This window comes from Actinospica durhamensis (assembly GCF_018139695.1).
GTDB classification, from domain to species: domain Bacteria; phylum Actinomycetota; class Actinomycetes; order Streptomycetales; family Catenulisporaceae; genus Actinospica; species Actinospica durhamensis.
Genome location: NZ_JAGSOG010000162.1, coordinates 1 through 20,035, shown reverse-complemented (window position 1 = coordinate 20,035; position 20,035 = coordinate 1). Strand labels below are relative to the sequence as shown.

Here is a 20,035-nt window from a genome sequence, read left to right as displayed (position 1 = left end):
CTTCCGACCACCGGCCCCGAGCCCGCGCCCCAAGCCCCGGTCACCGACCACGTGCTCGACGACGCGGTCCGCGCCTCGCTCGCCGGGGCCCACGCCCGTTTCGCGCAGCGCCGCGGCGGTGCGGTGCGCTACCACCCCGACGTCGCCGCGTTCACCGCGCTCGACGACCCCGACGACTTCTCGGCCTGGGCGGACCTGGCCGCGCTGCTCGGGCCCGAGGAGGACCTCGCGCTTCCCGGCGTCACGCGGTGGCCGGAGAACTGGCGGCCGCTGTTCAGCGCCGAGGGCGTGCAGATGGTCGGGACCGACCTCGACCCGCGCCACGACGACGAGGCGGTCGTGCTCGGGGCGGCCGACGTGCCCGAGATCCTCGAGCTGATCGCGCGCACCGAGCCCGGCCCGTTCCGCGTCCGCACGGTGGAACTGGGCACCTACCTCGGCATCCGGCGCGACGGCGCCCTCGTCGCCATGGCCGGGGAACGCCTGCGTCCGCCCGGCTGGACCGAGATCAGCGCCGTGTGCACCGCGCCCGAGTACCGCGGCCAGGGCCTGGCCGGGCGGCTGGTGCGGGCCGTGGCGGCGGGCATCGTGGAGCGCGGGGACCGGCCGTTTTTGCACACCATCGCCTCGAACGAGAACGCGATCCGGCTCTACCGCGCGCTCGGCTTCGAGATCCGCCGTACCACGACGTTCACCGTCCTGACGCGCGCGGCGCATGACTGATCCGCGAGAGGATCGCGGGGTGACAGCTCACCTGCCCCGCCACGAGTCCGTCCTCGACGCGATCGGCCGCACGCCGCTGATCCGGCTGGCCCGGCTCGGTGCCGGCCTGCCCGCGCCGATCTACCTCAAGGCCGAGTTCCTCAATCCCGGGATGAGCGTGAAGGACCGCGCCGCCCTCGCCATGGTGCTCGCGGCCGAGGAGTCCGGCGCGCTGCGGCCCGGCGGCACGATCGTGGAGGGGACGTCCGGGAACACCGGCATCGGCCTGGCCATCGTCGCGGCGCAGCGCGGATACCGGTGCGTCGTGGTGCTGCCGGACAAGACCAGCCCGGACAAGGTCGCCGTGCTGCGGGCGTACGGCGCGCAGGTGATCCTCACCCCCGCGACCCGGCCCGCCGAGCACCCGGAGCAGGTGCGCAACCTGGCCCGCGGTATCAGTGACCGGACTCCGGGCGGGTGGCTGGCGGATCAGTACGACAACCCGGCCAACCCGCACGCCCACGTCGTCGGCACCGGCCCCGAGATCTGGCAGCAGACGCAGGGCCGGATCACCCACTTCGTCGCGGGCATCGGTACCGGCGGCACGATCAGCGGGACCGGCACGTACCTGAAGAAGGTCAGCGACGGCTCGGTCCGCGTCGTGGGCGCGGATCCGCGCACCTCCGTGTACGGCGGCGGCGACGGAAGCCCGTACGCGGTCGAGGCCATCGGCCACTACGTGCACCCGGAGACCGCGCGGGATGTCTGGCCCCTGTCGTACGACGAGGCCGTGGTGGACCGGATCGAGCGGATCGAGGACCGCGAGTCGATCGAGGTCATGCACCGGCTCGCCCGCGAGGAGGGCCTGCTGGTGGGCGGCTCCTCCGGCACCGCCGTCGCCGCCGCCCTGCGCGTGGCCAGGGACGCCTCGCCCGACGACCTCGTGGTCGTGATCGCGCCCGACTCCGGCCGCGGCTACCTGTCCCGGTACTTCAACGAGGACTGGTTGCTGGCCATGGGTTTCCGGGACGGCGACGGGAGCGGCCGGCCGGCCTTCGCCGACCGGGCGGCCGCGGCCGGTCCCGCGCTCGCGATCCCGCAGCGTGCCACGGCGGCCGAGGCCCGCGCGCGTCTCTCTGACAGCGCGGGGGGCGGTGACGGCGCGGACGGTCTCGCGCTGGTCGTGCTCGACTTGCGCGACGGCGGGAGCGAGTCGTGGGCGGTCGGCGACGTGGCCGGTGTGCTGCCGTTCGCGGCGCTGCGCGGGCTGCCGGACGACGAGCCCATCGCAGCCCACGTCCAACCGCTGCCGCAGTCCGCCGGCGTCGGCGAGAACGTGGCAGAGGTCGAAGAACGGCTGCCCCGCGAGCAGGGCTGGATCCCGGTCCTGCGCGACAGCCGCATCGTGGCCGTCGTGGCGCGCACCGGCGCCCCCGGCCGTTCCGGCGCGTCCCCCGCGTCCGCCGGGCCCGAGAAGGAGTCTGCATGACGACGGATCTGACCGGCGCGTCAACCTCGTCAACCGCGTCTACCGCGTCCGCCGGGCCGGAGTTCCACTGGTTCCTGCCGACCGGCGGCGACGGCCGCGACCCGGGCGGGGTCACCGCCGTGCAGGGCCGTACCGCCGCGGCCACCCGCCGGCCCGCGGACATCGCCTACCTGGGCCAGGTCGCGCGCGCCGCGGAGCTGGCCGGATTCGGCGCACTGCTGACGCCGGTCGGACTCGGCTGCGTGGACCCGTGGATCCTCACCTCGGCGCTGACCCAGCACACCAGCCGGATCGGTTTCCTGGTGGCCTTCCGCGCCGGACTGGCCAGCCCGACGCTCATCGCGCAGCAGGCCGACGCGTTCCGCAGGTTCGCCGGCGGACGCCTGCGGCTGAACGTGGTCACCGGCGGGGACTCGGCGGAACAGCGTGCGTACGGCGACCACCTTCCGCATGACGAGCGCTACCTGCGGACCGCCCGGATCATGGCGGCCGTGCGCGCTCTGCTGGCCGGCGAGCGCGTCGACGAGCACTTCGACGGAGGCGTCGACGGGCACGCGCCGGCCGGTTCGGCACCGCTGGAGGGCGCGCAGCTGGTGGATCCGGCCGTGCACCACCCCGTCCCGCTCTACTTCGGCGGCGCCAGCCCGGCGGCCGAACGGGTCGCGGCGACGCAGGCGGATGTGCAGCTGCTGTGGGGCGAGCCGCCCGCCGCGATCGCCGAGCGGATCGAGCGCGTCAGGACCCTGGCGGCCGTGCATGGACGTGTCCTGCGATTCGGGCTGCGCCTGCACGTGATCACGCGCGACACCGACGCCGAGGCCTGGGCCGAGGCCGAGCGGATCCTGGCCGCCCTCGACCCCGCCGCGGTCCGGGCCAGTCAGCGGCGTTTCGCCGCGATGGACTCGGTCGGCCAGGCCCGGATGGCCGCGCTGCACCACGGCGGCACCGCCGACGCCGCCGCCTTGGAGGTCGCGCCCAACCTGTGGGCCGGCATCGGCCTCGTCCGCGAGGGCGCGGGCACGGCCCTGGTCGGCTCGCATGACACCGTCGCCGAACGCCTCGCCGAGTACCGTGCCCTGGGTATCGACGAGTTCGTGTTGTCCGGATATCCGCACCTTGAGGAGGCGCTGCGGGTGGGCGAGGAACTCGTGCCACGAGTCAGGGCACTGACTGCCGTCGCGGCGGCCGGCGCGGCCGCCGCCGTCGCGGGCGTCGCCTGACCGGTCGCGTCGTCAGCGCAGCAGCAGGATCCGGTACTCGGCTCCGTCGGCCGTGGCGCGGAACGTGTCCGTGGGAGCGAAGCCCAGGGACTCGACGACGTGCAGCGCGCGGGTGTTGAACGCCGCGACGGTCACCCGGAACGCATCGGGCCGGTGCAGCCGCCTGCTGAAGGCCAGCCCGGTCGCGATCGCCTCCCGCCCCAGCCCGCGCCCGGTCAGTTCGGGACGCAGCCCGCCCCCGGTGTCCAGCGCCGCACCGTCGTACGCGCCCCCGGGGACCTGCCCGTCCGCGCCGAACGAGCGGAACCCGAGCAGCGCCCCGTCCTCGTCGACGAGCGCGTGGAAGCCGTTCGCCGGATCGGTGAAGTAGGCCGGGTCCGCGCCAGCCAGGTCATAACACTGATACGGCTCCGGGTATCGCCAGCCCGCCATCTCCGCCGCGAAACGCGCGGTCATCTCCACGATGCGCATCCGCCGAGCCAAGCGTGCCGTGCCGCACCACGTCAACGGCTTTTCTCACCGGCCGCCGCCCGGACCGACGGTCCGGCGTTCCCCGCGCGGCGACACGCCCGCGGTGTCCGGGATTCACCCGGGAGGGGGATAGGCTCGGGCAACGCCCATCCAACCGTGCGGACCAGGCGAAGGATTCGCATGACGAACAACGCCGGGCCCCGGCTCATCGGGCTCGATTCGGCGGCTGCCGCGGCGCCAGTCGCGGTCGTGCTGTTGTTGCACGGCGGGCAGGCGAAATCGCTCGCACCGGTGCGGCGCGGAAACCTGGCCGCGTTGCGGATGAGCCTGCTGGCCCGCACCGCGCACATCGACCGCTCGATGCCGGTGCTCGCGCTGCGCTACCGGTACCGCGGCTGGAACGACGAGGACGGGGCGCGCACCCCGGATCCGGTGCGCGACGCGCTCGACGCCCTGGCCCGGATCGAGGCGCGCCTCGGGCCGGTGCCGGTGATCCTCGTCGGCCACAGCCTCGGCGGACGCACGGCCGTACGCGCGGCCGCGTATCCCACGGTCCGCGCGGTCGCGGCGCTCGCGCCCTGGCTTCCGCTCGGCGAACCGGTGGACGCGCTGGCCGGCCGGACCGTCCTGATCGCCCACGGACGTCGGGACCGGGTCACCGAGATCGAACACTCCATCGCCTACGCGACCCGCGCGCTCGCGGTGGCGGACGCGGTCTACCTCAAGCTCATCGACGACGGCCACGCGATGCTCCGCGCCGCCACGACCTGGCACCGGCTGGTCCGCGAGTTCTGCGCCACCGTCGTGCTCGGCCCCGACGCAGGCCGTCTGGACGCGGAGCGCCTCGGCCGTTGACGCAGCAGTGAATCCGAAGTCGTCGCGTCGAAGGGGGGCGGAAAACCGTGGCAGCACTGGCGAGTGCGCGATCGGCCGAGCTCGCCTCCACGCGGCACCGGCTGCCGGCCCGTCTTCGGCTGCTGATCGCCGCGCGCGCGGTCAACCAGCTCGGCGCGTTCTCGCTCGCGTTCCTGACCGTGCTGCTCAACCGGGACCTCGGCGCGAGCCTGCCGGCGGCCGGGGCGATCTCCGGCCTTTTCGGCCTCGCCACGATCCCGAGCCGGCTACTCGGCGGACGGCTCACCGACCGCTGGGGGCGTCGCCGTACGATCGTGGTCGGGCTGGCCGGCTGCGCCCTCGCCCAACTCGGCATCGCCGCCGCACCCGATCTCGCCGTCGCGGCGGTCTGCTGTGTGCTGCTCGGACTCGCGTTCGAACTCTACGAACCGCCCAGCCAGGCCATGATCGCCGACGGCGTCGCCCCGGCTGACCGGGCCTCGGCCTACGCGCTGCTCACCACCGCGCTCGCCGTCGGCAACATGGGCGCGGGCCTGGTCGCCGACCTCGTCGGCCGCTCGAGCCTGCGCTGGCTCTTCGTGGTCGACGCGGCGTCCTGCCTCGCCTGCGCCCTGATCGTCCGCCTCGCCCTCCCCGAGGACCGCACGCGGCCGCAGCCGCCGTCGGAGCAGCCGCAGCCTCAATCAGCCCCCGTACACTCACCCTGGCGGGACCGGTCGCTGCTCACGATGACCGCCGCGGGCACCGTGTTCGCCCTCGTCTCTATGCTGATGCTGGTCGCACTGCCGCTCTCGCTCGCCGCCGACGGGCTCGACCCGGCCACCGCCGGCCTGCTCATGACGGCCTCGACCGTGACGCTCCTGCTCGCCCGCCCCGCGCTGCGCCTGCGCCGCCTCGCCGACCTCACCCCCGGCGCCGCGTTCGCCGCCGGATACCTGCTGATGGCCGCCGGCCTGGCCGGATACGCCCTCGCGCACACGCTGCCCGCGCTGCTCGGCCCCACCGCGCTCTACGCCCTCGGCAACCTGCTGCTGATGGGCCGTTCGTTCGCCGTCGTCAGCGACCTGGCCCCACCCGGCACCTCCGCCCGCTACCTCGCCGTGTACGGCCTGAGCTGGGGTTTCGCCACCGTCCTCGCCCCGCCGCTGAGCACCGCGCTGCTCGACGCCTTCTCCCCGGCCGCGCTCTGGTCCGCCATGGCCGCGATCTGCCTGGCCATGGCCGTCACCCAGCCCCGGCTGCTGCGGCGCCTCGCCGCGTCGTAGTCAGATCTCTGATTCGCCGGTACGGTGGAGGGAGTGGCACATGTCCGTGGGAAGGACGCGGGGGGAGACGTGCGCATCGGCCGCGCAGGGCTGATCTGGATCGCAGCCGTGGCCGGTACCGGGATCGTCGTTCTCGCCGTACTGCTCGTGCTGCTCCCCGACAAGGCGCTGGCCTGGGCCGGTGCGGCCGTCGCGGCGGCGGTCGCCGCCGCGGGGCGCAGGCTCGGCGACGCCGCCGGCACGCTGGTCGGCAAGCGGGTGGCGCGACACGAGTTGGACGTGGCCGAGCCGTTCACCACCGATGTCTCGCTGCGCAACGTGGACTACGTCGTGTTCGAGGACGGCGACGAGCCCGAGGACGTCGCGGCCAGCGGCCACACCGTCCAACTGATCGTCACCGGGACCTATCCGAAGCCCGTCCTGCTGACCGGAATGCGGGTCGAGGTGCTCTCCCGCGCGGCGCGTTCGGGAACGCTGACCCGGCACGCCGCCGAGGTGCCCAGGCGCCGCTTCGAGGTTCTGCTCGACGCGAAGCCGCCGCAGGTGCGCCCGCTGGGGGAGAGCGACTTCCCGTTCCAGGTCGCGCTGGACGAATCCGAAGCCTTACATCTGAGGATCACCACCGAGTCCGGCCTGGTCACCTGGGTGGGATGGCTGGACTGGCGTTCCGGGCGGCGCTCCGGTTCGGTGCGGGTCGATCTGGACGGCCGTGCCCTGCGCGCCGCGGGTCGGCATGCCGCGCTGCCGGAAAGACGTCGGTGACGGCGCGATGATCGTCTTTCCGCACTGTGACTCCCCGGCCTACTTCGACGGATTCTGGGCCGAGATGACCACCGTGCTGCCCGACCTGCGCGACCGCATGGTGGTGGGCGCGCTGGGCGCGGTACACGCCATGGTGGATCCGCTGCGCCGGGTCGCCGAAGTCGAAGCCGAAGGCGGCCGTGGCGCGGATCGGCCGTACTCCCTGCGCCTGACGACGCGCAGCCACCTGCGGGTCGTCGTCGCCCCGGGCTCCGCGACGGCGGCGTGGGCGACACAGGTCCCGCTGTCCGGCCACAACGTGGTGCTGACCGTCGCCGCCGAGGAGCACGAGGTCGTGGTGGAGCGGATCGGGCTCGAGGTGGTCGGGCGGGCGCCCCTCGAAGCCGACGGAGTCAACCTCATCCATCCGCGGGCCCTGTCGCCGTTCAGTGCGGATTTCCTGGACGCGGTCCACCGCTCCACCCGCTCGTTCGAGCCGCTCTCGCCACCAGACCTCGAATTGGACCTGGACACCGGCGCCCTCGGCGCGGTCGACGGCTCGTCGGCGTTTCCGTTTCCGTTGCGGGTGGCCCCGTGGCAGACCGGGCGCTTGGTCCTCGCGCCGATCACCGACGCGTCCCAGGCGGTGCGCTGGACGCTGCGCGCGGACGTCGGTTGTGGCGGGATTACGGAGCGGGTGTCGTGGAATCTCTCGGCGACCGCGGAAACCACGTTCCGCACGCTGACTGGACCGGCCCGAGGACGGTCGCCGCGCGTCGAGGAGATTTTTCCGGACCATTGGCGTCGAGGCGCGTCGTACGCCGCGTGGCAGCAGATCGACGCGTCGTCAGCCCTGTGGCCGCTGACCATGCCCATGGCGCATTCGTCCGTCGACGGCGGCTTCGTCATGCGCCGCCCCGCCGCCGATGAACAGACTCCGCGGGAGGCGGCGGTGCTGCGTGAGCGCGGCGCTCGGCAGGCCGCGCGGGGTCGCGAGAAGCAGGCCAGGAAGGCGTTCGAAGCAGCCGCCTATGCCGGGGATGCCGAACTGGCGTGGATGCTGGCCGCGGAGAAGGACGCGGCCGGCGAGACCGCCGAGGCGCTGCGGTTGTATACGACGGCTGCCGAACGCGGATTTCCCCTCGCCCACAACGATCTGGGCATGCTGTATTTCCGGCTCGGGGAGCTGGAACGGGCCGAACACTGGTACCGGCGCGGCATGGACGCCGGCGACTGGACAGCGGCCGCGGGACTGTGCACGCTGCTCGCGCACCGCCGCGATCCCGACGCCGAGGCGCTGCTGCGGCTCGTCGCCGAGACGTCGGCGGCGAACATGGTGGGGGTGACCGACGATGTGCTGGCCCGGTCCGATCGACTGGCCGCCGCGATCGCGCAGGATCTGCTCGGAGACCTCGCCCGCGAGGCGGGCCGACACGACGAGGCCGTCGCGCTGTGGCGGCGCGCCGCCGGAAACGGCAATCTGCGCTCGGCCTACTCCCTCGGCCAGGCCTACCTCGGGCGGGGCGACCGTCAGCAGGCGCAGCACTGGCTGGAGCAGGCCGCGGAGGCGGGCATGCCGATCGCCGCCTGTCGACTGGGAAACCTCTTCGCCGAGGACGGTGATCCGGCGCAGGCCGAACACTGGTGGCGCCGCGCCGCCGAGACCCTCGAACGGACGCTGCGCACGGGTGCGTCCAGAATGACGCGGGGCCCGGGCACCGCGTATCTGATCGGCGACCTGGCGGACACGGGGGAGGCCGAGGCGGCGTACGAACTGGCGATGTTGTTGCTGCGCCGGGCGCGCTCCGGCGAAGCCGAACGCTGGCTCACCCTGGCAGCGCAGGCCGGATATCGACCGGCTCGTCTGGAACTCGAGGCACGCTCGGCGAAGCCCGGTGCCCCAGGCGCGCTCGGACGCGACCGCCTGGTGCCCGGGTTGCCGCCCGATGCGATCCGGCAGGGCGACTGGTTCGTGCTGCCCAGCCCTGGATGGTCGGCCGCTGCGACCGCCGCGGCCAGGGTCCCGCTGCACGCGATGGTCGGTGGCTGGCGGCTGAGCGACGACGGAAGCCTCGGACCCTTCGAACCGAACCCCGGCTACGTTCCGGCCGACGAGCACACGCCCTCCGACCCGATCGACGCGTTGCTGCGCCGGGTCGCCGCCGGGTCGGTCACCCCCGACCTCGCGGACCGGCTGCTGCGTACGATCCGCGACTCCGTGCTGGACATCGGCTGCGACGGCGAAGGGTGGCCGCTGGTCGGACCGGCGCCGGACGGCGTACCGTGCCTGGCCGTGGTCACCGCGGCAGTGCACAGGCAGCGGCTGCCCTTCGTCGTCGGCTGGGAGCGGATCCTGGGCGGCGACCTGCCCCGAGCCGCCCCCGACGGCGTGGACGTGTTGTTCAATCCCTTCGGCCCCGCGCAGTTCCGGCTCCGCACCGCCGTGCTGCTGCCGTCCGCCGAGCTGCCGTCCGAGGCGGACCCGGAAGCGTGAGGCGGAAGCGTGAGGCGGGCCGGGCACGTCGGCGCCGGAGTGCGCACCGGCCCCCGGCAGCGTGTACAGAACCGTCGTGCCGTCCTGCGCGTCACTCACCCCGTAAGGTGGCCGGAGGTCATCGAGTCGAAATCTGCCGCAGCAACCGGAAGGCACGACATGGCGAGTACGGAGTCTGGCACCGCCGCGAACACCCTGGTCGACTTCGGGATCACCGGTGACCTCGCGCACAAGATGACGCTGCGGGCGCTCTACCGGCTGGAGAAGCGGGGGCTGCTCGACTGCCGGATCATCGGGGTCGCGGCGGATTCCTGGACCCTGGACCACTTGGTCGAGCACGCCAAGGAGGGGATCGCGGCCTCCGGGGAGAAGATCGACGACGAGGTGTTCGGCCGCTTCGTCAAGCGCCTGTCCTACATCTCCGGCGACGTGACCGACGACTCGCTCTACGCCAAGCTGGCCGAGGAGCTCGGCCCGGACGCGCGGACGGTCTACTACCTGCAGATGCCGCCGTCGCTGTTCGGCCCGATCGTCGAGAAGCTGGGCGAGCACAAGCTGCTCGACGGTGCGCGGGTCGCGGTGGAGAAGCCGTTCGGGCACGACCTGGACTCCGCGCGCGACCTCAACACCCGGCTGCGCGCGGTGCTGGCCGAGGAGCAGCTGCTGCGGGTGGACCACTTCCTCGGCAAGTCCCCGGTCATCGAGCTCGAATACCTGCGCTTCGCCAACCTGGCGCTGGCCGAGCTGTGGGACCGCAAGAGCGTCTCGGCGATACAGATCACCATGGCCGAGAACTTCGGCGTGGAGGACCGCGGCCGGTTCTACGACCCGGTCGGCGCGCTGCGCGACGTGGTGCAGAACCACCTGCTGCAGGTCCTCGCCCTGGTCGCGATGGACCCGCCGGCCGGGGCCGGGGCGGACGACCTGCGGGACAAGAAGGGCGAGCTGCTCCGGGCGGTGCGCGCGGCCGATCCCAAGAACTACGTGCGCGGGCAGTACCAGGGCTACCTGGACGTGCCGGGCGTCGCCCCCGACTCGGACACCGAGACGTTCGCCGCGCTGCGCCTGGAGATCGACAACTGGCGCTGGGCCGGGGTGCCGATATACCTGCGGGCCGGCAAGGCCCTGGCCGAGCGGGTGACCGAGGTGCGGCTGCACCTGCACCGGACCCCGAAGCTGGCCTTCCTGCCCAAGGGCGGCGAGGCCGAGCGCAACCAGGTCGTGCTGCGCATCGACCCGGATCCGGGCCTGCGGATCGCGTTGACGGCGAAGGCCGACCAGACGGCCGACTGGACCCCGCTCACCCTCGACGCCACCTTCGGCCGCGAGCTCGGCGAGCCGCTCGAGCCCTACGAGCGGCTGCTGCAGGCCGCCCTGGTCGGCGACGCGCAGCTGTTCGCCCGGGAGGACAGCGTCGAGGAGTCCTGGCGGATCGTGCAGCCGCTGATCGACTCCCCCTCGCCGCTGCACGTCTACGAGCGCGGCAGCTGGGGACCGGAGAAGGCGGCGGACAAGCTGGGCCACGGGCACGTGAACTGGCACCAGCCGTGGATGCCGGACGAGGTGTGAGCCGTTAAACCCTAGGTCACAGGCGGGTCGCGCCCGGGGGCGCGGCCCGCTTCGGCGTATTCTGAGTGGTAAGACACGTACTTACGGGTTATTCGATACAGGGCCGCGGGATCATCAGTGCTCATATCAGTGCATATCAGCGGTCGTTCGAACTCCGCCTCGCGCCGCCCTTGACGAACGGGCGCGCACGGGCCAGCATCTCCCATGAAATTTTCTGACATCGTTGTCATCGTGGACACGCCGGGCTCGCCACGGCCCCTGGGCGCTCCGCGGCGACGGCGCCGTCGGATCTGTTGAGGAGGTCCAACGTTGGCTAGGGAACGGCGGCCACGCATGCGACGCATGCCGGCCCTGATCGTCGCGACTGCGGCAAGCTCCCTCATGCTCACCGGTCTCGCCCAGGCGAGTACCCCGAACCCCGGCTCCAGCGCCACCCCGAGCGCCGGTGCCACCGCGAGTACCAGCACATCCCCGAGCTCGAACACCGCCGCGGCGGCGAAGGGGAGCGGCAAGGCGGGTGGCACCTGCGCGGTGACCACCACCGGCCGGCTCTCCGACTGCCAGAAGCCGCTCGCCGCGAGCAAGCTGCCCGCCGGTGCGAAGAACACCGGCACCCTCGGGCAGCCGGTGCAGGATCTCGCGTCCCTGGTGGACGCGCGCACCTGGACCACCGGCGGCGGCAACACCTTCCCGGGCGCCGAGTCGCCCTACGGGATGGTGCAGTGGTCGCCGGACACGCTGCCGAACAACAACGCCGGCGGCGGCTACGGCTACACCGACACCACCCTGGACGGCTACAGCCTCACCCACGTCTCCGGACCCGGCTGCGGCGCGGCGGGCGACGTCCCGATCCTGCCCGTCGTCGGCGCGCTGCCGGCCAAGACCGACCCGAACGAGGTGACCACCCCGTTCACCCACACCGGCGAGGTCGCCCAGGCCGGCTACTACTCGGCCCAGAGCGGCACCGCGCCGAACACCGTGACCTCCGAGTTCACCGCCACCACCCACAGCTCGATGGGCCGGTTCACCTTCCCGTCCTCCACGGCCTCGGGCTTCGACATCAAGCTCCAGGGCAGCCAGAACACCGACACCGCGGACAGCGCCCAGATCGTCGGGGACGACGAGATCAGCGGCTCGGTGACCTCCGGGGACTTCTGCGGCGAGTCGGTCAACGACGGCCAGTCGCAGCTCTACACGCTCTACTTCGACATCGTCTTCGACCAGCCGTTCAGCACCTCGCAGGTGATCACCGAGTCCGGGCAGACCAGCCCGTCGGCCGTGTACGTGTCCTTCGACACCACGACCGACCCGGTGGTCCAGGCCAAGGTCGGCATCTCCTACGTCAGCACCGCCGACGCCCAGCTGAACTGGCAGACGGAGAACCCGGGCTGGAACTTCGGCGCGGTCAAGGCCGCCACCCAGAAGACCTGGGACCAGCTGCTCGGCAAGATCAAGGTCTCCGGCGGCACCTACGCCAAGACCCAGGAGTTCTACAGCCTGCTGTACAAGGACTTCATCCAGCCCAACGTCACCAGCGACGTCAACGGCCAGTTCATGGGCGCGGACGAGAAGGTGCACACGGTCGCGGCCGGGCAGAAGGACCAATACGGCATCTACTCCGGCTGGGACATCTACCACTCCCTCGCCCAGCTCCAGGCGATGCTCGATCCAACGGCAGCCTCCGACCAGGCCCAGTCCCAGGTCAACTACTACGCCGAGGACGGCGTAATGCAGCAGTGGGGCTATCTGCAGGCCAACGACTACGTGATGGTCGGAGACCCGGAGGACTCGATCATCGCGGACTACTACGCCTTCGGCGCTCAGGGGTTTGATACCAAGCAGGCTCTGGCCGACATGGTCGAGGAGGCCACCACCACCAACGACGCGCGCCCCGGCGAGGGCCTCGAGCAGAAGTACGGCTACCTGCCCGAGGACGGCAGCTACGGCTGCTGCAACGCCCACGGCGTGATCGCCACCATGCTCGAGGACGACACCGCGGACCTGGCGCTCTCCAGCTTCGCCTCCTCGCTCGGCGACACCGGCGACGCCGCGATGCTCGAGCAGCGCGCCAACAACTGGGAGAACACCTTCGACCCGGGCAACGGGCTGCTCACCGCGCGGTACGAGAACGGGCAGTTCGAGTCCGGCATCACCCCGACCACCCAGCAGAACAACGAGCCGGACTACGTCGAGGGCGACGCCTACGAGTACCTGTGGGACGTGCCGAACGACTACCCGGCGCTGTTCAACCTGCTCGGCGGCGACTCGAAGGTGATCCCGGAGCTGGAGAACTACCTCTCGCAGCCCAACGGCAACGGGATGTACGCCGAGATCGCCAACGAGTTCAACCTCGGCGAGCAGTACGCCCTCTACTACGCCGGCGATCCCGCCGCGGCGCAGAACGCCGTGCACACCATCGAGACCAGCGTCTACCTGCCCGGGCCGAGCGGCCTGGACAACAACGACGACCTCGGCGCGGAGAGCTCCCAGTTCATCTGGGAGGAGCTGGGCCTGTACCCGGAGAACCCGGGCTCGGACACGCTCCTGCTGAGCACCCCCGGCTTCGCGCACGAGCAGATCTCGCTGTCCGACGGCAAGAACATCGACATCACGGCCCCGAACGCGGCGAACGAGTTCTACGCCGCCGGGTTGAAGATCAACGGCCGGCCGGACCAGCAGCTGTCCACCAGCTACAGCGCTCTGAGCAAGGGCGCCCAGCTCGACTGGACGCTCAGCTCCAAGCCGACCAGCTGGGGCACTGCGGCCAAGGACGCCCCGCCGTCCTACTCCGCGGGCAGCGACGCGACCGTGGGCTACCTGGCGAACCAGACCACCGACGTCGCACCCGGCGGCTCGGCCACGCTCGCCGTCGGCGCCGACAACGCCACGGACAAGCCGCAGCGCGTCACGGTGAAGATCACGGCGCCGTCCGGCGTCACGATCTCGCCGAGCTCGGCCGCCATCGAGGTACCACCGCACGGCACCGCGACCGCCGATCTGAAGGTCACGGCGGGCACCGACACGACGCAGAACTTTTACTCGGCACCGGTCACGGTGACCACGGCGAGCACCGGCGCCACCCAGGCGCTGAGCCAGACGATCCTGGTCACCACACCGGGCAGCCTGCTCTCGACGTTCGACAACGTGGGCATCTCGGACAGCACCGACGAGTCGGCCGCCGACTTCGACGGTGACGGCTACAGCTACTCCGCGGACGCTCTGGCCGCGGACGGCTTCACCGCCGGGCAGGACACCACCGTCAACGGCGTGAGCTTCTCCTGGCCGCTGCCGACCGACGGCAACCCGGACAACACCGTCGCCGCCGGGCAGGCGGTCACGGTGAACGCGGCGGCCGGAACGCAGACCCTTGCGTTCCTCGGCTCGGCCACCGACGGGCCGGTCACCGAACCGATAACGCTGCACTACTCAGACGGGAGCACGGCGCAGTACTGGCTCGGGCTGAGCGACTGGACGCTCAACGGCGGGAACGGCACACCGTCGTACGGCAACACGACCACGGCCAGCATGAGCTACCGCGACTGTCCGGACTGCAAGAACGGCCAGCAGGCGGTGGGCACGGACGTGTTCTACACGGCGGTGCCGGTCGACGCGAGCAAGACGCTCACCAGCGTGACCCTGCCGAATGGCGCGGGGAGCGGGCAGGAGCACATCTTCTCCCTCGGCACCTCGACCGCGGCCCCGACCGGACCGGTCGTCACCTCGCTCAGCACCACCACGGCCGCGGCCGGCCAGCAGGTGACGATCCAAGGCTCGGGCTTCGGCGCGAGCCAGGGCAGCGGCTACGTGGAGTTCGGTGACAACGGCACGAACTGGGGTGCCCCCGGCAACTCCGCCACGTTCACCGTCGACAGCTGGAGCGACACGGCGATCACCTTCACCGTGCCGTCGCCGAGCGGGAACACCGACCAGTTCCACGTGTGGGCCGGCACTCCCGCCTCGGTCGCCGTGGTCGACGACGCGGGCGCCGTCTCGGACAGCCCCGAGCTGGCGATCACCCCGAGCGCCGACCCGGCCGACTACTACGACAACATCGGCATCACCGACGACAGCGCCACGTCCTGCGCCGACTACGACGGCGACGGCTACAGCTACTCGTCCGAGGCCCTCGCCACGGCGGGGATCACCCCGGGCGGCACCGTCAGCGCCGACGGGCTCAGCTACACCTGGCCCGACGCCGCGTCCTGCGCGAACGACAACATCCTCGCCGCCGGACAGACGATGCTGGTCGAGGGCACGAGCGGAGCGAGCAAGCTCGGTGTGCTCGAGTCCTCCACCAACGGCTCGACCTCAGGGCCGATCACCGTCACCTACACCGACGGAACCTCGGTGACCGAGACCCTCTCGTCCAGCGACTGGGCGGGCGGTCCCGGGACCGGCGAGACCGCGGTGGCCACCATGACCTACCGCAACAGCGACACCGACGGTTCACAGGACATCACCATGTACGTCTACGCCACGACGATCGCGCTCGACTCGTCCAAGACGGTCGCCTCGATCACCCTCCCCGACGTTAGCAACTCCGTCGGGTCCAACAGCTCCGCCATGCACATCTTCGCGATCACGACCGGCTGACCGGCCGAGCGGGTACGCACGATCCGGGCCCGTCCGCCGACCTCGTGTCGGCGGGCGGGCCCGGCCCAATTGCGTTGCCGCTCCCGCGCCCCGGCTGCGATGATCGGCGCGTGTCCACCTCAAGGGTCGAAGGCGGGTTCACGGGCGATTTCGAGTCGCATGTGACCGTGCGCTGCGACGAATCCGAACTCGCCCGGCTGGGCACGTGGGCGGCGGGCGCCGAGGGCGTGAAGCTGACGCACATCGTGCTCGGCCGTGGTCGCGTGCCGTCCCAGCCGATGCTCACGATCACCGGATCGGGCACCCTCGCCGACCAGCACGCGCGTACCGGCGCGCTGGAGCGGCGCCTTGAGGCCGCCGGGTTCACGCCGGTCCGCACGAAGATCGAGGCCTCGCCGTGGACGGCCGGGGTGCCGCAAAACCGGGCGCAGGTCGAGGAATCGGGGCCGGAAGGGTACTTCGAGCATCATGTCAAGGTTCGACTGTCCCCGGGCTTCGACTGGCGCACGCTGGCGGACGTGGCGATCCCGCACGGCGCGCACGTGTCGTGGAACGCGCGGCGCGTGCTCGGCGACGGGGGACAGGAGCGGTTCGTGACCCAGCGCTGCCACGGTATCGGGAACGACGAGGCCGGCGAGCGGGTGGACGCCCTGTGCGCGGCGCTGCGCGAGAGCGGTGAGATCGTGTCGGTCGAGCGCGAGTTCGTGGTCTTCGACAGTGACGCGAGTGTGGACGACGGGTGGATCGAGGAAGGGGCGGGACCGGAATGAACGACACGACGTGGGAGCAGTTCGGCAGGGAGACCTCCAAGCCGCCGCCGGTACCGCAGGTGCCGCTGACCGAGGAGCAGCGGGCGAGGCTCGACCTGCCGGCCACGCTGCGCCCGGTGCTCGGCCAGGGTGTGGCGCAGGCTTCCGTGTTCGAGCCCGCGCTCAACCACCACCGCCGCGCCTACCGGGCTGGGGACCCGCAGTTCGAGGACGAGCGGACGGGCCGGCGCTGGTACGCGGCGCGGTGCGCGGCGATCGACGCGATCCTGGCCGCGATCGCGCGGTCCCCGTACGCGGACTCGCTGGTGTTGCGTGGCAGCGTCCTGCTGCGTGCCTGGTACGGGCAGGCCGCGCGGGAGCCCGGCGATCTGGACTTCGTCGTGGTGCCCACCACCTGGGAGGTCGACGAGCCGCGTACGGCGGAGATGTTCGAGGCCTTGGCCGCGGCGGCCGAGCGGGTCGGCGGCGCCGGCGGCGTGCGGATCGTGGCGAAGGACGCGATCAGTGAGGCCATCTGGACCTATGACCGCGTGCCCGGCCGCCGTCTGCTGCTGCCCTGGGAGGCCGAGGGGCTGCCCGGCGGCTCGGTCCAGCTCGACTTCGTCTTCAACGAGGACCTGCTGATTCCCCCGGAGCCGACGCCGATCCCGCCGGCGGACGGAATCGGGACGGGCGGTCCGCACGCCCGCGGCCCGGTGCTGCTCGCGGTGACGCCGGAGCTCTCCCTGGCCTGGAAGGTCATGTGGCTGGTCACGGACGTGCATCCACAGGGCAAGGACCTCTACGACGCCATGCTGCTGGCCGAACACACGACCCTGCGTTACGAGGTCCTGCGCGACGCCTTCGCCCACGCCGAGGAGTACCAGACGCAGCGGCCGGTGCGCCGCGCGGACATCCTCAAGCTCGCGACCGAGTGGGAGCACTTCCGGGCCGAATACCCCGAAGAGCCGGAGAACGACTCGTGGTACCTCCATCGGCTCGCCGCCGCACTCGCGCCGACCTTCGGCACGGTCGGCGGCAGGCCGGCGGGTGAGTACGAGGCCTACGTCGCGTGGCTGGAACCGCACATCGAGCGCTACCGCGCGCAGGTCGGCGCGGATCGGTCGGCCGTGAACGCCGCGCTGTTCCGGCAGCACACCACTCCGCACCTGTCCGCCATCGTGATGATCCGTGAGCTGTTGGGCCGGGAGTCGACGAGCCTGGACGACGCGCGGCGCGTGATGTTTCCGGACGAGGAGTGGGCGGCCGAGCCGGCCTGGGAGTGGCAGCGGGTGGCCCGCAGGGACCTGATCGCCGACCTCGAAGCCCTCCGGCTCGACCCGGTCGCCGGCGAAGTCGGCCAGAGCTGAGCTGAGCGATCGGCTCCAGCCGACGCCCTGCGCTCCTCAGCTCCAGCCGACGCGCAGGGCCGTGGTCACGGCCAGGGGGCTCGAACCGCGGTGGGTGACCAGGATTCCCTCACCCTCCGCGGTGGCCGCCGCGACCGGGCGGCCGGGGGAGACGTAGCGGTTCCAGGATGCCGCGAAGGCCTCGAGCCGCCGGGCGCCGCGCGCGAAGGCGGCGGGTACGGCGTGGTAGACGACGGCGTTGTGCGGGGCCCGGCCGAGCAGCCAGGCCCGCACGACGGCGCGTCGCTCGCGGCGGTCGACGGGCAGGGCGGCCAGGTGGAAGCGCGGCATCAGCCAGCGCGGCTCGGCGATCGGGCCGGTCAGTTCGTCCAGCGCCTGGACGAAGACCAGGGACGTGGCCTGCTCGACTCCGCTCAACCGGAGCCGGTATGTCCCGTCCGGCTCGACGGCCGCGGTGACCGCCTCGGCGCCGAGGCCGGAGCGGCCGCAATCTCTGAGCGCGTCCGCGATCGCGTAGGCGAGCGAGGCGATCGGCGGTTCGCCCGCCGCCTCGGCCAACGTGCGCGCCGCACGGCCCGGCGTGAGCCAAAGGCGCATGCGTTCGGCCGAGCCCACCACCGCGCCGGTCGGCCCGGGCAGTGTGCGGGCTCGGATATCAGTTAATGGATCATTCTGTGTTGCCAAGGTTGACGTGGATCGGTTCGCCCGGACCCGGATCGTGTGGATCAGCTCGTCCGTGTACGGCTCGCCGATCGCCCACTCCAACCGGGTGTCCGCGCGTCGCCCGGCCCGGATCAGCATCGACGCGTTCGAGGCGGCGAAGCGGGCTGATTCGGGCGGCCCGTACGGCGAGAAGGCCGGGTCCACGTGCCCGATGCCGGAGATGATCTCGCCGGACGCGGCGGCCAGGTGGCCCTCATGCTTGCGCACGAACCTGCTCCAGTCCGCCGCGCCCTTGGGGTGGCCCTCGGCCAGGCACACCACGGTCCAGTTGTTCGTCACCTTCTCCGGCCAGGCCGGGTCCAGCCGCAGGCCGCGCCCGCGCATCTGCACCACGGACCCGGTCGTCGTCGCACTGGTCAGGTCGACGACCACGTTGACGCCGCGCGCGTCCCAGCCCTCGCCCAGCAGCGCCCGGGTACCCACCAGCACCCGGCTGCGGCCCGACTCGAAGTACCGCGTGGCCAGTGCCACCCAGGTCCTGGAAGTCCAGGCCCCGCGCAGATATCCGAGCCCGTCGCGCACCTCCACCTCCAGCGCGAGCGAGGGATCCTCGGCGCGCGCCCACCGGGCGAAAGCGGCCGCGGTCTCGGGCGCGCCCGCGACCGTGCGGCCGGTCACCAGCATCGGTTCGAGCTCGGCGGCGCGTTCGTCCTCGACGAGCCTGCGCAGCGCCCGCACGGCCCCGCCGGTCTGCGGCGCGAGCACGCCGGCCAGGCTCGCCGACACCGTGGCCGACGCCGTCTCGAAGTCGCACAGGATCAGTGCCCTGAGCGAAGGGCCGAGGTCCGCGGCCTCCGCCGCGAGGATCTCGACCGTGCCGTCCGTCTTGGCCTCGCTGCGCGCGAGGACGCGGTCCACCGGCGACGGCGCGGCGCGTACGCCCCGGGCGGTGAGGCGATAGCCGATGGAGGGCAGCGCCGCGCGGATCGCGGCCACGGCCTTGGCGTCGCCGGGATCGGCCGAGCGGCTCAGGCAGTTGCGGACGTAGTCGTCGAGCAGCGCCACCCAGTCCTCAGCGGAAGGTTCCTGCCGGTGTTCCTCGCGGATCCGGGCGCCCGGCGGCAGTGCGAGCAGGCCCGCGCCGTGCATGCGCAGCGCGGCTGCGGCCAACGCGGGCTCCTGCCGTTCGAGCGCGCTCCACGGCATGCTCGCGCCCTCCTCCTCGGCGGTGCCCACGCCGGGGATTGTGCCGGTGTCCGTACGCCTGCGCTCGACGAACCGCGCGTCGCACCAGGCCAGGAACCCGGTCGAGGCGAACGCCGGGTCCATCAGGTCGCTGCGGAACTCGACGAAGCGCTCGGCCAGACCGCGGATGTAGTCGGCCTCCACCGTGGTCGGCGCGGTCAGAAAGGCGAGTTCGGCGAACGGGGCCAGATAGCCCGACCGCACCACCGCGGGCAGGCTCGCGCCGCGCAACGGTGCGCCGAAGAGCCGCTCCACCAACTGCGCCTGCGCGTGGGTCAGCGTCTCCGGCGGCGTCGCGGTCAGGCCCAGCACCGTCGCGCCGCTCAGCTCGTCGAGCAGCTCGGCGACCAGGCGGCCCCAGACCTCGAGCAGATGGTGGCACTCGTCGAGGACGATCGTGATCGGCCCGGCGGCACGCATCGCGGCCACCAGCGCCCGCCCGTTCTCGTGCAGCTGCCCGAGCAGGGGCTCCTCGGACCTTGCCGCGCGAGCGCCCTGTTCGTCGTCGAAGACGGCCAGGGACTGGTACGTCAGCACCGTGACGGGATCCCGCAGATCCCGTTCCACGCCCGCGCCGACCGTCGCGCCCCCGGCCGCGCCGCCCCCGTC

Annotated in this window: 13 protein-coding genes; 11 read left to right on the top strand and 2 right to left on the bottom strand. The window is 72.3% G+C overall.

Annotated features, from left to right (window positions below):
* The 3 genes from KDL01_RS26230 to KDL01_RS26220 all read left to right on the top strand — a co-directional run.
* Positions 1-723, top strand: a 723-nt coding sequence (locus KDL01_RS26230; RefSeq protein WP_212531277.1) for a GNAT family N-acetyltransferase, incomplete at its 5' end; no start/stop codon positions are given.
* Between the two features lie 19 nt (positions 724-742).
* Positions 743-2,191 carry a PLP-dependent cysteine synthase family protein gene (locus KDL01_RS26225; protein ID WP_307846602.1) on the top strand — a complete coding sequence of 483 codons (1,449 nt, stop codon included), beginning with the start codon at positions 743-745 and terminating at the stop codon, positions 2,189-2,191.
* Positions 2,188-3,411 (top strand): LLM class flavin-dependent oxidoreductase, encoded by a 1,224-nt coding sequence (locus tag KDL01_RS26220; protein WP_212531276.1) that lies wholly within the window; start codon positions 2,188-2,190, stop codon positions 3,409-3,411. The genes KDL01_RS26225 and KDL01_RS26220 overlap by 4 nt, the downstream gene beginning before the upstream one ends.
* A 12-nt stretch (positions 3,412-3,423) precedes the next feature.
* Here the strand turns inward: KDL01_RS26220 and KDL01_RS26215 are convergent, their stop codons facing one another.
* Positions 3,424-3,882 (bottom strand): GNAT family N-acetyltransferase, encoded by a 459-nt coding sequence (locus tag KDL01_RS26215; RefSeq protein ID WP_212531275.1) that lies wholly within the window; start codon positions 3,880-3,882, stop codon positions 3,424-3,426.
* Between the two features lie 180 nt (positions 3,883-4,062).
* On the opposite strand from KDL01_RS26215, the gene KDL01_RS26210 reads away from it, so the two are divergent.
* The 8 genes from KDL01_RS26210 (at position 4,063) to KDL01_RS26175 (ending at position 17,518) form a co-directional block, all read left to right on the top strand.
* A complete protein-coding gene (locus KDL01_RS26210) occupies positions 4,063-4,737 on the top strand; it encodes an alpha/beta fold hydrolase (protein WP_212531274.1) in 675 nt (224 codons plus the stop codon).
* A gap of 47 nt (positions 4,738-4,784) precedes the next feature.
* A complete protein-coding gene (locus KDL01_RS26205; protein ID WP_307846601.1) occupies positions 4,785-6,002 on the top strand; it encodes an MFS transporter in 1,218 nt (405 codons plus the stop codon).
* A gap of 33 nt (positions 6,003-6,035) precedes the next feature.
* Complete coding sequence (locus KDL01_RS26200) at positions 6,036-6,764, top strand: hypothetical protein (RefSeq protein ID WP_212531273.1); 729 nt, start codon at positions 6,036-6,038, stop codon at positions 6,762-6,764.
* A 7-nt stretch (positions 6,765-6,771) separates the two neighbouring features.
* A complete protein-coding gene (locus tag KDL01_RS26195; RefSeq protein ID WP_212531272.1) occupies positions 6,772-9,237 on the top strand; it encodes a type VII secretion system-associated protein in 2,466 nt (821 codons plus the stop codon).
* A gap of 159 nt (positions 9,238-9,396) precedes the next feature.
* Entirely contained in the window at positions 9,397-10,806 is a 1,410-nt protein-coding gene (locus tag KDL01_RS26190; RefSeq protein WP_212531271.1) for a glucose-6-phosphate dehydrogenase, read from the top strand.
* A 333-nt stretch (positions 10,807-11,139) separates the two neighbouring features.
* Positions 11,140-15,399, top strand: a complete 4,260-nt coding sequence (locus KDL01_RS26185; RefSeq protein WP_212531270.1) for a GH92 family glycosyl hydrolase — start codon at positions 11,140-11,142, stop codon at positions 15,397-15,399.
* A gap of 110 nt (positions 15,400-15,509) precedes the next feature.
* Complete coding sequence (locus tag KDL01_RS26180) at positions 15,510-16,169, top strand: hypothetical protein (RefSeq protein ID WP_212531269.1); 660 nt, start codon at positions 15,510-15,512, stop codon at positions 16,167-16,169.
* Positions 16,166-17,518, top strand: a complete 1,353-nt coding sequence (locus tag KDL01_RS26175; protein ID WP_212531268.1) for a nucleotidyl transferase AbiEii/AbiGii toxin family protein — start codon at positions 16,166-16,168, stop codon at positions 17,516-17,518. Before KDL01_RS26180 ends, KDL01_RS26175 begins: the two co-directional genes overlap by 4 nt.
* A gap of 36 nt (positions 17,519-17,554) precedes the next feature.
* Here the strand turns inward: KDL01_RS26175 and KDL01_RS26170 are convergent.
* On the bottom strand, positions 17,555-20,035 hold a 2,481-nt coding region (locus tag KDL01_RS26170; RefSeq protein WP_212531267.1), incomplete at its 5' end, for a DEAD/DEAH box helicase family protein.

What these genes read in the sequence shown, in the direction of transcription:
- KDL01_RS26195 (WP_212531272.1), top strand. Translation starts at nt 6,772, where the DNA reads ATGATCGTCTTTCCGCACTGTGACTCCCCGGCCTACTTCGACGGATTC.
- KDL01_RS26185 (WP_212531270.1), top strand. Translation starts at nt 11,140, where the DNA reads ATGCGACGCATGCCGGCCCTGATCGTCGCGACTGCGGCAAGCTCCCTC.
- KDL01_RS26190 (WP_212531271.1), top strand. Translation starts at nt 9,397, where the DNA reads ATGGCGAGTACGGAGTCTGGCACCGCCGCGAACACCCTGGTCGACTTC.
- KDL01_RS26215 (WP_212531275.1), bottom strand. Translation starts at nt 3,882, where the DNA reads ATGCGCATCGTGGAGATGACCGCGCGTTTCGCGGCGGAGATGGCGGGC.
- KDL01_RS26220 (WP_212531276.1), top strand. Translation starts at nt 2,188, where the DNA reads ATGACGACGGATCTGACCGGCGCGTCAACCTCGTCAACCGCGTCTACC.
- KDL01_RS26210 (WP_212531274.1), top strand. Translation starts at nt 4,063, where the DNA reads ATGACGAACAACGCCGGGCCCCGGCTCATCGGGCTCGATTCGGCGGCT.
- KDL01_RS26175 (WP_212531268.1), top strand. Translation starts at nt 16,166, where the DNA reads ATGAACGACACGACGTGGGAGCAGTTCGGCAGGGAGACCTCCAAGCCG.